The 13,115-nt window shown below is 66.8% G+C and carries 12 protein-coding genes; 5 read left to right on the top strand and 7 right to left on the bottom strand.

What is annotated here, in order from left to right; all coding sequences use genetic code 11:
• Positions 1-199: 199 nt before the first annotated feature.
• Positions 200-1,363, top strand: a complete 1,164-nt coding sequence (locus ABZD10_RS07645) for a M20 aminoacylase family protein (protein ID WP_372885562.1) — start codon at positions 200-202, stop codon at positions 1,361-1,363.
• A gap of 164 nt (positions 1,364-1,527) precedes the next feature.
• On the opposite strand, the gene ABZD10_RS07640 is transcribed toward ABZD10_RS07645, so the two are convergent.
• A complete protein-coding gene (locus tag ABZD10_RS07640) occupies positions 1,528-2,814 on the bottom strand; it encodes a 3-deoxy-D-manno-octulosonic acid transferase (protein ID WP_372885561.1) in 1,287 nt (428 codons plus the stop codon).
• Positions 2,814-3,821: a GTP 3',8-cyclase MoaA gene (moaA, locus tag ABZD10_RS07635; RefSeq protein ID WP_372885559.1), complete on the bottom strand. Its 1,008-nt coding sequence runs from the start codon at positions 3,819-3,821 to the stop codon at positions 2,814-2,816. Before moaA ends, ABZD10_RS07640 begins: the two co-directional genes overlap by 1 nt.
• A gap of 60 nt (positions 3,822-3,881) precedes the next feature.
• Here moaA and ABZD10_RS07630 point away from each other — a divergent pair, with 60 nt between their 5' ends.
• Positions 3,882-4,316 carry a hypothetical protein gene (locus tag ABZD10_RS07630; protein ID WP_372885557.1) on the top strand — a complete coding sequence of 145 codons (435 nt, stop codon included), beginning with the start codon at positions 3,882-3,884 and terminating at the stop codon, positions 4,314-4,316.
• Positions 4,317-4,323: 7 nt separating this feature from the next.
• Here the strand turns inward: ABZD10_RS07630 and ABZD10_RS07625 are convergent, their stop codons facing one another.
• The 4 genes from ABZD10_RS07625 to glmU are packed head-to-tail and all read right to left on the bottom strand — an operon-like array spanning position 4,324 to position 8,729.
• On the bottom strand, positions 4,324-5,001 hold the full coding sequence (locus ABZD10_RS07625) for a DNA alkylation repair protein (RefSeq protein ID WP_372885555.1): 678 nt from the start codon (positions 4,999-5,001) through the stop codon (positions 4,324-4,326).
• Positions 4,991-5,548: a pyridoxamine 5'-phosphate oxidase family protein gene (locus ABZD10_RS07620; protein ID WP_372885554.1), complete on the bottom strand. Its 558-nt coding sequence runs from the start codon at positions 5,546-5,548 to the stop codon at positions 4,991-4,993. The genes ABZD10_RS07625 and ABZD10_RS07620 overlap by 11 nt, the downstream gene beginning before the upstream one ends.
• A 3-nt stretch (positions 5,549-5,551) precedes the next feature.
• Complete coding sequence (gene glmS / locus ABZD10_RS07615) at positions 5,552-7,375, bottom strand: glutamine--fructose-6-phosphate transaminase (isomerizing) (protein WP_372885553.1); 1,824 nt, start codon at positions 7,373-7,375, stop codon at positions 5,552-5,554.
• Position 7,376: 1 nt separating this feature from the next.
• Positions 7,377-8,729: a bifunctional UDP-N-acetylglucosamine diphosphorylase/glucosamine-1-phosphate N-acetyltransferase GlmU gene (gene glmU, locus ABZD10_RS07610; protein ID WP_372885551.1), complete on the bottom strand. Its 1,353-nt coding sequence runs from the start codon at positions 8,727-8,729 to the stop codon at positions 7,377-7,379.
• 131 nt (positions 8,730-8,860) lie between these two features.
• On the opposite strand from glmU, the gene ABZD10_RS07605 reads away from it, so the two are divergent.
• Positions 8,861-9,532 (top strand): HAD-IA family hydrolase, encoded by a 672-nt coding sequence (locus ABZD10_RS07605; RefSeq protein WP_372885550.1) that lies wholly within the window; start codon positions 8,861-8,863, stop codon positions 9,530-9,532.
• Here the strand turns inward: ABZD10_RS07605 and ABZD10_RS07600 are convergent.
• Positions 9,505-10,815 carry an MmgE/PrpD family protein gene (locus ABZD10_RS07600; protein ID WP_372885549.1) on the bottom strand — a complete coding sequence of 437 codons (1,311 nt, stop codon included), beginning with the start codon at positions 10,813-10,815 and terminating at the stop codon, positions 9,505-9,507. The two genes, ABZD10_RS07605 and ABZD10_RS07600, sit on opposite strands and share 28 nt — an antisense overlap.
• Before the next feature lie 148 nt (positions 10,816-10,963).
• On the opposite strand from ABZD10_RS07600, the gene ABZD10_RS07595 reads away from it, so the two are divergent.
• On the top strand, positions 10,964-12,157 hold the full coding sequence (locus ABZD10_RS07595; protein ID WP_372885548.1) for a DegT/DnrJ/EryC1/StrS family aminotransferase: 1,194 nt from the start codon (positions 10,964-10,966) through the stop codon (positions 12,155-12,157).
• Between the two features lie 209 nt (positions 12,158-12,366).
• A partial coding sequence (locus ABZD10_RS07590; RefSeq protein WP_372885547.1) for an acyl-CoA dehydrogenase family protein occupies positions 12,367-13,115 on the top strand: 749 nt, incomplete at its 3' end.

Here is a 13,115-nt window from a genome sequence, read left to right as displayed (position 1 = left end):
GGAACGCGGGGAAACCCCTCTTCCTGCTTGAAGCGCCGCCGCCGGGATGTATCTTCTGAGCGGAGAGGCCGGCGCAGGATGGGATATCTTTCTGCCGCGGCCGACACTGACGAGGCGATTCCGGCCGGGTGTAACCGGATCGCAGCACAGCCCGCGCCCTCCCGGCGCCGGCCCGACCCATATGAAGGAGCGAGACCCAATGCCCGTAAAGAACCGATTTGCCGAAATGCAGGCGGAAATCACCGAATGGCGCCGCGATATCCATGCCCACCCCGAGATCCTGTTCGACACCAACCGTACCGCGGCTCTGGTGGCCGCGCGGCTGCAAGACTTCGGCTGCGACGAGGTGGTGACCGGGATCGGCCGCACCGGCGTGGTGGCGGTGATCCGGGGCAAGTCCACCGGATCGGGCCGGGTGATCGGCCTGCGCGCCGACATGGACGCGCTGCCGATCCACGAGGCCACCGGGCTGGGCTATGCCAGCAAGACCGAAGGGGCGATGCATGCCTGCGGCCATGACGGGCATACGGCGATGCTTCTGGGGGCGGCGAAATACCTTGCCGAGACCCGCAATTTCGACGGCACCGTGGTGGTGATCTTCCAGCCCGCCGAAGAGGGCGGCGGCGGCGGCAAGGAAATGTGCGACGACGGGATGATGGCGCGCTGGGGCATCCAGGAGGTCTATGGCATGCACAACTGGCCCGGCCAGCCGGTGGGATCCTTTGCCATCCGGCCCGGCGCCTTCTTTGCTGCCACCGACACTTTCGACATCACCTTCGAGGGCAAGGGCGGTCACGCCGCCAAGCCGCATGAGACCGTCGACACCACGGTGATGGCGGCGCAGGCGGTGCTGGCCCTGCAGACCGTGGCCAGCCGCAATGCCGACCCGGTGGACCAGATCGTGGTCTCGGTGACCTCTTTCGAGACCTCGTCCAAGGCGTTCAACGTGATCCCGCAGAAAGTGCATCTCAGGGGCACCGTGCGCACCATGAGCCATACCATGCGCGATCTTGCCGAGACCCGCATCAAGGAGGTCTGCACCGGCGTTGCGGCCACTTTCGGCGGCGTGGTGGCGGTCGACTATGACCGCGGCTATCCGGTGATGGTGAACACGCCGGAACAGACCGCCTTTGCCGCCGAGGTGGCGCGCTCGGTGAGCGGCGCCTGCGCCGAGGCGCCGCTGGTGATGGGGGGCGAGGATTTCGCCTTCATGCTCGAAGAGCGCCCTGGCGCCTATATTCTGGTCGGCAATGGCGATACGGCGATGGTGCACCACCCGGAATACGACTTCAACGACGAGGCGATCCCGGCGGGGTGCAGCTGGTGGGCCGAAATCGTCGAACAGCGCATGCCGGTGGCCTGACTGGTGGCCTGACTGCTGGCCTGAGCGGTGGCCTGACCGGGGCCGGCGCGGCCGGTTCTGAAAACCGGGCAGGGGGCGCTGCCCCCGCCCTTGAAAAGCCGGGCCTTTTCAAGGGCTCCCCCGGGATATTTCAGGCAAGAGAAAGCAGCGGCCGGCCGCGCCTGTCAGCGCAGCATCGCGATCAGGGTCCGGGCCACCGCCGCGCGGTTGTTGGCGGCGCTTTTCAGGTAGCGGCGGGCGTTGGTCTGAAGCCGTTGCAGGCGCTCCGGGTGATCCGGGTCAAGAAGCGCCCTCAGCGCCCGGCCAAGGTCGTTGGCGTCGGCGACCCCGAGGCAGGCCTCTTCCCGGCCAAGGGTATCGTAGGCCTGCTTGAAATTGGCATGGAGCGGCCCGTGCAGGATGGCGCAGCCGAAATGCGCCGGCTCATAGGGGTTGTGGCCGCCGACCGGGGTCAGCGAGCCGGCGACGAAGACCAGCGGTGCCAGATGATACCAGAGGCCGGTTTCCCCCAGCGTGTCGGCAAGGTAGATCTGCTGCTCCTCTGTCGGCGCCGCGCCGGCGCTGCGCCGCGCCAGCCGCCAGCCCTCGGCCCGCAAAAGGGCTTCGATGGCATCGCCCCGTTCCGGGTGGCGCGGCACCAGGATCAGGAGCGCATCGGGATGGGCGGCGCAGAGCTGCCGGTGGGCGGCGCTGACCGCGCCCTCTTCGCCGTCGTGGGTCGAGGCCGCGACCCAGAGCGGGCGCGAGCCGATCCGGTGGTGCAGGGCCGCCGCCTCGGCGGCGTCGAAGGGCAGCGGCGCGGCGGCGGCCTTCATGTCGCCGGTGGTCTCGAGGATCGCCGCCGGCGCGCCGAGGCTTTCGAGGGCGCGGCGGGTGTCGTCGCTCTGGGTCATGATCCGGGCAAAGCGGCCCAAGAGGGCGCTGGCGGTGGCCGGTACCCGCCCCCAGGCCCGGAGCGAGGAGGCCGAGAGCCGGGCGTTGAGCAGCACCGCCGGGATGCCGCGCTCGGCCGCCATGACGATCTGGTTGGGCCAGATCTCGCTTTCGACGAAGGCGGCGAGGTCGGGCCGCCAGTGGTCGAGAAAGCGGCGCACCGCCATCGGCGTGTCGAGCGGCGCGAACTGGTGGATCACCCCTTGGGGCAGGCGCCGGGCCGCGAGATCGGCGGCCGAGGAGGTGGTGGTGGTCACCAGCAGGCTGAGGTCGGGGGCGTCAAGCTCGTGCAGGAGGTCGAGCACCGAGAGAAATTCGCCGACGCTGACGGTGTGCATCCAGATCAGCCTTCCGCCGGGGCGGGGCTGCGAGGCATGGCCGTTGCGTTCGCCGAAACGCGCCATCGGCCCCTGTCGCGCGGCAAAGCGTTTGCGCGCCATGCGCAGCGCCAAGGGCGCAGCGAGGGTGGCGAGCATCCGGTAGAGCCGCAGGACCGGGGTCAGGGGCGCGGGGGTCATCAGCCGCCGGTGTGACTCATGTGGCGCGACATCTGGCCATCGACCTTCTGGCGCGAATAGTCGAAATCATGGCCCTTGGGTTTCAGCGCGATCGCGGCGCGGATCGCCGCCTCGAGCTGGCCGGTACCCTCGGCGTTGTCGCGCAGCGGCGCCCGCAGATCGGCCATGTCTTCCTGGCCCAGACACATGAAGAGCTGGCCGGTGCAGGTCAGCCGCACCCGGTTGCAGCTTTCGCAGAAATTATGGGTCAGCGGCGTGATGAAGCCGATCTTCTGGCCGGTTTCCTCGAGCCGCACATAGCGCGCCGGGCCGCCGGAGTTTTCGGCAAGCTCGGTCAGGGTGTAATGCTCGGCCAGGCGGGCGCGCAGATCCTTCAGCGGCCAGTACTGGTCGAGGCGGTTTTCCTCGCCCATTTCGCCCATGGGCATGACCTCGATCCAGGTCAGGTCCATGTCGCGCTCGGCGCACCAACGGGTGATCGGGATCAGCTCGTCCTCGTTGAAGCCCTTCAGCGCCACGGCGTTGATCTTGACCCTGAGGCCGGCCTTCTGGGCCGCGTCGATGCCCTGCATCACCTGGGGCAGGCGGCCCCAGCGGGTGATCTCGGTGAACTTGGCCTCGTTGATCGTGTCCATCGAGATGTTGACCCGGCGCATGCCTGCGGCATAGAGGCGGTCGGCGAAGCGGGCGAGCTGCGATCCGTTGGTGGTCAGGGTCAGCTCGTCCAGCGCGCCGCTGTCGAGATGCCGCCCCATGGAGTCGAAAAAGGTCATGATGTCGCGCCGCACCAGCGGTTCGCCACCGGTGATGCGCAGCTTGCGCACCCCGAGCCGGATGAAGGTCGAACACATGCGATCCAGCTCTTCCAGAGTCAGCAGTTCCTTCTTGGGCAGGAAGGTCATGTTTTCCGACATGCAGTAGACGCAGCGGAAATCGCACCTGTCGGTGACGGAAACACGCAGGTAATTGACAGCGCGCTGGAACGGGTCGATCAAGGGTGTCGTCATGGGGCTATAGGTAGTTCCAAAGCAACAGCGGGGCAAGGGCGGATGCACTGGACGGGGCGGATGACGGGCGTAGCCCTGGCGGCATTGCTGGGCGGCTGCATGTCCTGGCCGGGACCGCTGGCCGATCTGGCGCCGCCCCGAAATGTCGAAAGCGATGCGGATGTGTTGCGCCCGGTGCTGCGCCCCGTGTTGCGCCCGGACACCGGCGGGTCGCAACAGGACGGGGGGCGGGGGGCTGGGCCTCGCGCGACCGGTTTCCTTGGCGTGACCGTGGTTTCGCTGGGCACACCGGCCGAGGCCGGTCTGTGGCTCAAGACGCCGCTGGTCGGTGTGGCAGGGCCGGGGCAGGTGCGTTACGGCGGGCAAACGGTGGCGGTGCAACTGCTGCCGATCGCCGGCGATGCCTCGGCCGGATCGCGCCTGTCGTTGCAGGCGATGCAGGCGCTGGGGCTGGAGTTGACGGCACTGGCCGAGGTCGAGGTCAGCGCCGAGTGAACGCGGATCATTGCAGGTATTTTGCGGCCTCTTTGCGGGCAAAGGGCTTCATCTGCGCACCATGGGCATCGAGAAAGGCGCGGGCGCGATCCGGGTCGTGCTTTGACAGATCGCGCAGCCACCAGGCAACCGCCTTCTGAATGAACCAATCCGGGTCGTCGACATAGGTCGCGGCCCAGCCGAGCACCCGGTCGCGAATCTCGAGATCCTGCGGTTTCGGGAAATTCTGCTTGGTCCAGGGCAGGGTGATGACCAGCGCCGCGCGCCGGGTCCACATGTGCTCGGATACGGTCCAGGTTTCGACACTGTCGATGCGTTCGGGCGCGGTGACAAGGCGCTTCTGCCCTGCCATGCAGACGTGATCGGCGATGGCCCAGCTGTCGAAATCGGGCACCCAGCTTTGAATCAGCGCCCAGGCGGCATCATCCGGGCGCAGCCGCGCCTGGGTCAGCAGCTTGGCGGCGGCCAGCCGGGCCTCGAAGATGTCGCTCTGCCAGAGCGCCTCGGCCAGTGCCACCCGGTCGGGCACCGAAAGCGCCTGCCGCCAGCCCTTGGTGAGATCGTTGATGGCCGGGTTCGGGATGCCGAGCACCGGCCGCTTCTGCTTGTGATAGGCCGCCATCTGCGCCGCCCGACCGGGCTCGATCAGCGCCCTCAGCGCCGCCAGCGCCTCGTCAAGCGTCATCCGGCTCACCGAGGATGGCGGTGGGCAGCCCGTCGATGGTGCGCTGGTTGCGCTCGGCCCAATAGGTTTGCACGCCCTCGGCGCCGCGATCCGCGGTCCATGTCTTCAGGGTCTCGCGTTCGCCGGCGAAATCGTAGAAGGGCACCGCGTAGCCGCAGGAGCTTTGCACCATGTCCACCGCCAGTTCATAGATCTGGCGTGCCCCGTCCGAGGCCTCGAAAAGCCCGTTCAGCGCATCCCAGTCGGCATCGCGCGGATGCAGGGTGCGGGCGGTTCCGTAGCAGCGCAGGATCAGCGGCCGCTTTTCGAAGCCGCACCACATCAGGGTCATGCGGTTGACTGCGCGCAGATGGCCCGCGGTCTCGTTGCCGCTGCCGGTGTGGTTGCGCCAGACGATGCGGGAGGGGGACAGCACGCGCAGCGAATCCATGCCCTTGGGCGAGATGTTGACCCGCCCCTCGGCAGCGGCTGTGCCGACAAAGAACATGTGCTGGGCACGGATGAAGGCTGAATGCACCTCTTCCAGCGCCGGGAACTGCTTGGCCATGGGCTATTCCACCGTGACCGATTTGGCGAGGTTGCGCGGCTGATCGACATCGGTGTCCTTGGCGACGGCGGTGTGATAGGCCAGCAGCTGCGCCGGGATCGCATAGAGGATCGGCGTCAAGATGGGGTCGACCTCGGGCAGGACCACGATGTCCCAGACCCCGTCGCCGCCCTCGGCCGCGCCTTCGGCATCGGTGATCAGCAGCACCTGCCCGTTGCGGGCCATGACTTCCTGCATGTTGCTGACGGTCTTGTCGAACAGGGCATCGCGCGGCGCCAGAACCACCACCGGAACATGTTCGTCGATCAATGCGATGGGGCCGTGTTTGAGTTCTCCTGAAGCATAAGCTTCGGCGTGTATATAGCTGATTTCCTTCAGCTTGAGTGCGCCTTCCAGCGCCAGGGGGTACATCAGGCCACGGCCCAGGAACAGGATGTCGCGGGCCTCGGCCAATTTGCGCGAAACCGCGCGCAGCCCATGCTCACGCTCGAGCGCGACATTGAGCAGCCCGGGCAGGGTGTGCAGCGCGGCGAGCTTTTCCTGCATCTCCTGCGCCGTCATGCGGCCGCGGTCGACGGCGGCCTTCAGCGCGGTCATCAGCAGCACCACCAGCTGGCAGGTGAAGGCCTTGGTCGAGGCAACCCCGATCTCGGTCCCGGCGAGAATGGGCAGCACGAGGTCGCTTTCGCGGGCGATCGAGCTTTCCGGCACATTGACCACGGCGACGATTTTCCGCGCCTTGCCCTGGCAATAGCGCAGCGCCGCCAGCGTGTCGGCGGTCTCGCCCGACTGGCTGACGAAAAGCGCGATGCTGTCGCCGCCGATCGGGGGTTCGCGGTAGCGGAATTCCGAGGCCACATCGACATCCACCGGCAGCCCGGCGAGCTGTTCGAACCAGTATTTGGCGGTGACGCAGGCATAATAGGCGGTGCCACAGGCGACCATGGTCACCCGGTCGATAGTGGCGAAATCCAGCCCGTCGTTCGGCAATTTGACCGCAGTGCCATCGGCCGAAAGATAATGCTGGATCGCTTCGCCGATGACCGTGGGCTGCTCGGCGATTTCCTTGGCCATGAAATGCTTGTGGCCGCCCTTGTCGACCCGCGCCTGATCCAGCCGCAGGGTGCGGAGCTCGCGATTGGCGATCTCGCCATCGCCGTTGCGGATTTCCAGCGAGTTGCGGGTGAGAACGGCGCTGTCGCCTTCCTCCAGATAGGTGATGCGGTCGGTCAGCGGCGCCAGCGCGATGGCGTCCGAGCCGACGTACATTTCGCCGTCTCCATGGCCGATCGCCAGCGGCGATCCCTTGCGCGCGGCGACGATCAGATCCTCTTCGCCTTCGAACAGGAAGGCCAGCGCAAAGGCGCCCTCGAGCCGCGACAGGGTCCGGCGGGCGGCCGCGATGGGCGGCAGGCCCTCCTGCATGTAGTGCTGGGTCAGCAGCACCACGGTCTCGGTGTCGGTCTCGGTGGTGAACGAGAGCCCCTTTTCGCCGAGTTCGCGGCGCAGCTCGCGGAAGTTTTCGATGATGCCGTTGTGGACGATGGCGACCGGCCCCGCCTGGTGCGGGTGCGCGTTGTCGACCGTGGGCGCGCCGTGGGTGGCCCAACGCGTGTGGCCGATGCCCGACTTGCCGCGCAGCGGCTCGTGAACCAGAAGGTCGCTCAGGTTGACCAGTTTGCCGACCGCCCGCCGGCGGTCCAGAACGCCCTCGTTGACCGTGGCGATCCCGGCGCTGTCATAACCGCGATATTCCAGCCGCTTCAGCGCCTCGACGAGCAGGGGGGCGACTTCATGGCTTCCCAGGACCCCGACAATACCACACATTCTAATTCTCCAGACTCAATTTTTTCTTTTTCAACTTCAACAATTCGAACAATTTTCGGCTCAACCCCGGTTTGTTCACCTGCTCGCTGCGGGCCAGGGCCAGCGCATCATCGGGCACGTCGCGGGTAATCACCGAGCCGCTGCCGGTCATGGCGCCGGCGCCGATCCTGACTGGTGCCACCAGCATGGTGTTGGAGCCGATGAAGGCATTGGCGCCGATCTCGGTGCGGTGTTTCATGACCCCGTCGTAATTGCAGGTGATGGTGCCGGCGCCGATATTGCTGGTGGCGCCGACATGGGCGTCGCCGATATAGCTCAGGTGGTTGATCTTGGCGCCTTCGTCGATCACCGCGTTCTTGATCTCGACGAAATTGCCGACCCGCACATCCTCGGCGAGTTCGGCGCCCGGGCGCAGCCGCGCATAGGGGCCGATCACCGCGCCGCGCGAGACGTGGCAGCCCTCGAGATGGGAAAAGGCGCGGATATGGGCACCGGATTCCACCGTCACCCCGGGGCCGAAGACCACGTTCGGTTCGATCACGGTGTCGCGCCCGATCACGGTGTCGAAGGCCAGAGACACGGTCTCGGGCTGTTGCAGGGTGACACCGTCTTCCATCAGGCACCGGCGGGCCCGGGCCTGAAAGATCGCCTCGGCGGCGGCCAGTTCCACCCGCGAGTTGATGCCCAGGGTTTCGGCTTCGTCACAGGACACGGCGGTGACCGACAGCCCCCTGTCGCGGGCAATGGCGATGGCGTCGGTGAGATAGTATTCGCCCTGCGCATTGGCGCATTCGATGGCCTCGATCAGCGAAAACAACACTTCGCGATCAGCCATGATAACGCCGCTGTTACATAGGGTTATGGACTTTTGCTCATCTGTTGCATCAGCGAACTCGACGATCGATTCCAGGCTTTCCCCGCGCATCACGAGCCGGCCGTATTTGCCCGGGTCCGCCGCCTCGAACCCCAGCACCACCAGCGCGTGATCGCGGCGGGCCTCGGCCATGCGCTGCAGGGTCTCGGGGCTGACGAAGGGCGTGTCGCCGTAAAGCACGATCACGTCACCGTCGAAATCCTCGAGCGCGCCGCGCGCCGCGTCGACCGCGTGGGCGGTGCCCAGTTGCTGCTCCTGGCGCACGACAACTGCCTCGGGGGCGAAATCGGCCAGGCTGCGTTCCACCGCGTCATAGCCGTGCCCGGCGACGATCACCGAGCGCGCCGGAGCAAGATCCTGAGCCGAGCGCAGGGCATGGGCCAGCATCGGGGCGCCGGCGATCTGGTGCAGCACCTTGGCCTGGTCCGAGTTCATCCGGGTGCCCTTGCCGGCGGCAAGGATTATCAATGCAACGGTCATGCGTTATCTCTTTGTAAATATCTGCCGCCCGTTTTATCCGTTCGGGGCGCGGGCGCAAGGTTGGGCGCCATCAAAACGCGTTACGGGCTGTGACAGTGATGCGCGGAAACGTGCCGCCGGAAAGGGACCACATGCGAACCGTCATCTTCGATCTTGATGGCACTCTGGCCGATACCAGCGGCGATCTTCTGGCCGCCGCCAACGCCTGTTTCCGCGCCATGGGGGCCGGCGACGTGCTGCACCCGGCGACCGATGCCGCCACCGCCCTGCGCGGCGGCAAGGCGATGCTGACCCTTGGCCTGACGCGTCTGGGGCGCATGGACGCGGCCTTGGTCGAGCGGTTCTACCCGATGCTGCTCGAGGCCTATGGCGCTGCCATCGACCACCACACGGTGCTCTACCCCGGTGCCATCGAGGCGGTGGAGGAACTGGGCGCGCTGGGGTACGGCGTCGGCATCTGCACCAACAAGCCCGAGGCGCTGGCCGAGAAGCTGATGACCTCGCTCGGGGTGCGCGGTGCCTTTGGCGCCCTGGTCGGGGCCGATACGCTGACGGTGCGCAAACCCGACCCGGCGCCGCTGATCGAAACCGCCCGCCGGCTGGGCGGCGATCCGCGCCACACGGTTCTGATCGGCGACAGCGTCACCGACCGTGAAACCGCGCGGTCGGCCGGGGTGCCGTCGGTGCTGGTGACCTTCGGGCCCAGCGGCGAGGACATGGCGGCGCTGCATCCCGAGGCGCTGCTGGATGATTTCGGCGATCTCGCGGCGCTGGTTCAGCGGCTGATCGGGCGCAACAGCTGATCGCTGAGCGCGCGCAGGCGGGTCTGGCCGAGAGAGGCCAGCGCCTCTTCGATGGCGTCGGCCCATGGCCTGCCCAGCACCGGATCGGCAAGCGCATGGTATTTCTGCCGGAACTCGGCCTCGCTGGGCGGGGCGCTGTGATCCCAGCGCGGTTCGCTCCAGTCGCCGTCATGGCGCCTGCCGTCGCGCAGGATCAGTGACACGCGCGCAAAGCGCCTGTCGGGGAAATGGTCGTTGGCAAAGGGGTCTTCGTGGATCTCCATGGCTTCGGACAGGCGCAGGACATCCGGGTCGCGCAGCGCGTCGCCGGTCAGGTGTTCGGGGCGCACGTCGCCGTGGACAAGGGCGATCGCCACCGGGAAGGATGTCGAATACTGGGCGGCGTCGCCGTCGGCGGGATGTGTTGTCGCCAGACGCATCGATTCGTGAAAGGTATGAATGACCACCCGGGCGATGTCGCGATGCGACAGCCGGTGCCTTTTCAGCAGGTCAAGCGCCCCCTCGATCGGCGGCTGGGCCCAGCGGCAGACCGGGTAGGGCTTGTAGTATTGTTCGAGAATGCGCCAGCGTGCGCCGAGATCTTGCCAATGTTCGGGGGCCTGTTCGACCGTGATGGCCGGTGCGCCGGTGAACCCCCTGGCCGCGAAATTCACCGCCGAGACGGCGCACATGCTGCCCCAGCCGGCGCCGTCCTTGAGCATGGTCGGGTGGTCTATGACCCGCATCATCTGACTGCGCGGCCCATGGTATTCGGCAATGCCCAGCGCATGGCGCGTGGCGGTTCGATCGAGGCCGCGGATTCGCGCACCGGCCGCCGCCGCCGTTACCGCCCCCCAGCTGCCCGAGGTGTGGTAATCGGGCACCGTCGCATGCTGGGCGACGCTGGCGCGGGCGCCGAACTCATAGCCCATGGCGATGCTCTCCAAGAACGCCACCCCGTCGAGGTCCGCCGCATGCCCCAGCATCAGCGCCGCCGGCAGCAAGGGGGCGCCGATATGGCCCTTCGCCGGGTTGAACCCGTCGTGGCCGTCGATGGAATCGATGGTCATTCCCGCTGCCAGGGCGGCCCCCGAGGCACTGGCGCCGCGACCGTCGAACAGCATCGGTACCGGCCCGCCGAATTCGTCATGCGCCAGATCGCGGCTGATCTGAGAGGCCTGGGTGCGGCTTCCGGCGGCGGCGACGCCGATCAGGTCGAGAAGGCTGAGTTCGGTGCGTTGGCGCACCGGCGCGGGCAGGTCGCCCCAGCGCAGGTCATGGATGAAGTCGATGGGGTTGGTCATGGCCGGCTCCTTGTTGTCAGCCTAGCAAGGCCGGGTGCGAGGGCAGGTCAGATAGCGACATTTTCCGGCGGGTTTGGTCGCAAGGCGAGGCGGGATGCCAAAGGAGAATCGCGTTGACGCGGCGGGGCCGCCGGACAAAGCTGCGGCCATGACAGAGAAGTTCACCGGCAGTTTCACCCAGCAGGAAGCGATCCCCGAAGAGGCGATCGCCGCCGCTCTCGAGGTGCTGAAATCGGGCCGACTGCACCGCTATAACCTGACCGCCGGCGCGCCCGGAGAGGTCGCGCTGCTGGAGCAGGAATTCGCCGCGCAGACCGGTGCCCGCTATTGCGTCGCCGTGGCCTCGGGGGGGTATGCGATGGCGACCGCCCTGCGCGCGCTCGGGGTGGGGCCCGGCGACCGGGTTCTGACCAATGCTTTCACCTTGGCCCCGGTGCCCGGAGCGATTGCCAGTGTCGGCGCGCAGCCGGTCTTCGTCGGCGTGACCGAGGATCTGGTGATCGACCTTGCGGATCTCGAGGCCAAGGCCGGTCAGGCCGAGGTTCTGATGCTCAGTCACATGCGGGGCCACATCTGCGACATGGACCGGCTGATGCGCATCTGCGACGCGGCCGGCCTGCGGGTGATCGAGGATTGCGCCCATACCATGGGGGCGCAGTGGCGCGGCACGCCGTCGGGGCGCCATGGGGTGATGGCCTGCTATTCGACCCAGACCTACAAACACGTCAATTCCGGCGAGGGCGGGCTGCTGATCTCGGATGATGACGAGCTGATGGCGCGGGCGATCATGATGTCGGGCTCGTATATGCTTTACGAGCGCCATCTGGCGCGACCTGCGATGGAGGTCTTCGAGCGGGTCAAATACGACACGCCGAACATCTCCGGGCGCATGGATCATCTTCGCGCGGCGCTGTTGCGGCCGCAACTGCGCGAACTCGGGGGGCAGGTGACGCGCTGGAACGCGCGCTACCGCGAGGTCGAAGAAGGGCTCGGGGGCACGCCGGGCCTGACCCTGATCGCGCGCCCCGAAGCCGAGCGTTTCGTCGGCTCGTCGATCCAGTTCCTGCTGCTCGACTGGCCCGACGCCAAGATCGACGCCGTCTTGCGGCGCTGTCTGGCGCGGGGGGTGGAGCTGAAATGGTTCGGCGGGGCGGAGCCGGCCGGCTTCACCTCGCGCTATGACAGCTGGCGCTATGCGCCCTCGGCGCCGATGCCCGCCACCGACCGGGTTCTGAAGGGCGTGATCGACATGCGCCTGCCGCTGACCTTCAGCCTCGGGGATTGCGCCCAGATCGCGCGCATCATCCGCGCCGAGGTCGGCGCCGTTTGGCAGGGCGACTGATCCGCCCGGCCATGCCTGCCACGCCCGCCTCGCTTGCCGAGGCGGCCCGGCCCGTATCCTAACTTAACCTTCTGTTCCCGTCACTGCACAGCCGGCGCCATGAATGGCGACGCTGGGTAGAAATACCTGTGGCGCGAAAATCCTTGATCGGTGAAGCGTCATCATCTAGTTATATGAACAAGCGTTCAATAACGGGAGTGATTTGCGCCATGTTCATGCACACGATGGAGTTCGACCTGGGGGAAGACGTCAATGCGATGCGCGAGATGGTGCATCGCTTTGCGCAGGAGCGGATCAAGCCGATCGCGGCCGAGGTCGACCGCAACAACGCCTTTCCCAACGAGCTGTGGAGGGAGTTCGGTGAGCTTGGCCTGCTGGGCATGACCACGCCCGAGGAATACGGCGGATCCGACATGTCCTATCTGGCACATGTGGTGGCGGTCGAGGAAATCGCCCGTGCCAGCGCCTCGGTGTCGCTGTCCTACGGCGCCCATTCCAACCTTTGCGTCAACCAGATCCGCCGCAACGCCACCGACGAACAGAAGGCCCGCTTCCTGCCCAAACTGTGCTCGGGCGAGCATATCGGTGCGCTGGCGATGTCCGAGGCCGGTGCCGGTTCGGACGTGGTCAGCATGAAGCTGCGGGCCGAGAAGAAGAACGACCGCTACGTGCTGAACGGCACCAAGTTCTGGATCACCAACGGGCCGGACGCCGACGTGCTGGTGGTCTATGCCAAGACCGACCCGGACGCGGGCCCCAAGGGCATCACCACCTTCCTGATCGAAAAGGACATGGTCGGCTTTTCGACCAGCCCGCATTTCGACAAGCTGGGCATGCGCGGCTCGAACACGGCCGAGCTGATCTTCGAGGATGTCGAGGTGCCTTTCGAGAACGTGCTTGGCGAAGAGGGCAAGGGCGTCAACGTGCTGATGTCGGGGCTCGACTACGAACGCGTGGT

The sequence above is a fragment of the Shimia sp. genome (assembly GCF_041624275.1).
GTDB lineage: Bacteria > Pseudomonadota > Alphaproteobacteria > Rhodobacterales > Rhodobacteraceae > Shimia.
This window is presented reverse-complemented; position numbering and strand designations above follow the sequence as displayed.

Bases quoted from the DNA above. Each gene is read 5' to 3' on its own strand.
- ABZD10_RS07645 (WP_372885562.1), top strand. From the start codon at position 200: ATGCCCGTAAAGAACCGATTTGCCGAAATGCAGGCGGAAATCACCGAA.
- ABZD10_RS07640 (WP_372885561.1), bottom strand. From the start codon at position 2,814: ATGACCCCCGCGCCCCTGACCCCGGTCCTGCGGCTCTACCGGATGCTC.
- moaA (WP_372885559.1), bottom strand. From the start codon at position 3,821: ATGACGACACCCTTGATCGACCCGTTCCAGCGCGCTGTCAATTACCTG.
- ABZD10_RS07630 (WP_372885557.1), top strand. From the start codon at position 3,882: ATGACGGGCGTAGCCCTGGCGGCATTGCTGGGCGGCTGCATGTCCTGG.
- ABZD10_RS07625 (WP_372885555.1), bottom strand. From the start codon at position 5,001: ATGACGCTTGACGAGGCGCTGGCGGCGCTGAGGGCGCTGATCGAGCCC.
- ABZD10_RS07620 (WP_372885554.1), bottom strand. From the start codon at position 5,548: ATGGCCAAGCAGTTCCCGGCGCTGGAAGAGGTGCATTCAGCCTTCATC.
- glmS (WP_372885553.1), bottom strand. From the start codon at position 7,375: ATGTGTGGTATTGTCGGGGTCCTGGGAAGCCATGAAGTCGCCCCCCTG.
- glmU (WP_372885551.1), bottom strand. From the start codon at position 8,729: ATGACCGTTGCATTGATAATCCTTGCCGCCGGCAAGGGCACCCGGATG.
- ABZD10_RS07605 (WP_372885550.1), top strand. From the start codon at position 8,861: ATGCGAACCGTCATCTTCGATCTTGATGGCACTCTGGCCGATACCAGC.
- ABZD10_RS07600 (WP_372885549.1), bottom strand. From the start codon at position 10,815: ATGACCAACCCCATCGACTTCATCCATGACCTGCGCTGGGGCGACCTG.
- ABZD10_RS07595 (WP_372885548.1), top strand. From the start codon at position 10,964: ATGACAGAGAAGTTCACCGGCAGTTTCACCCAGCAGGAAGCGATCCCC.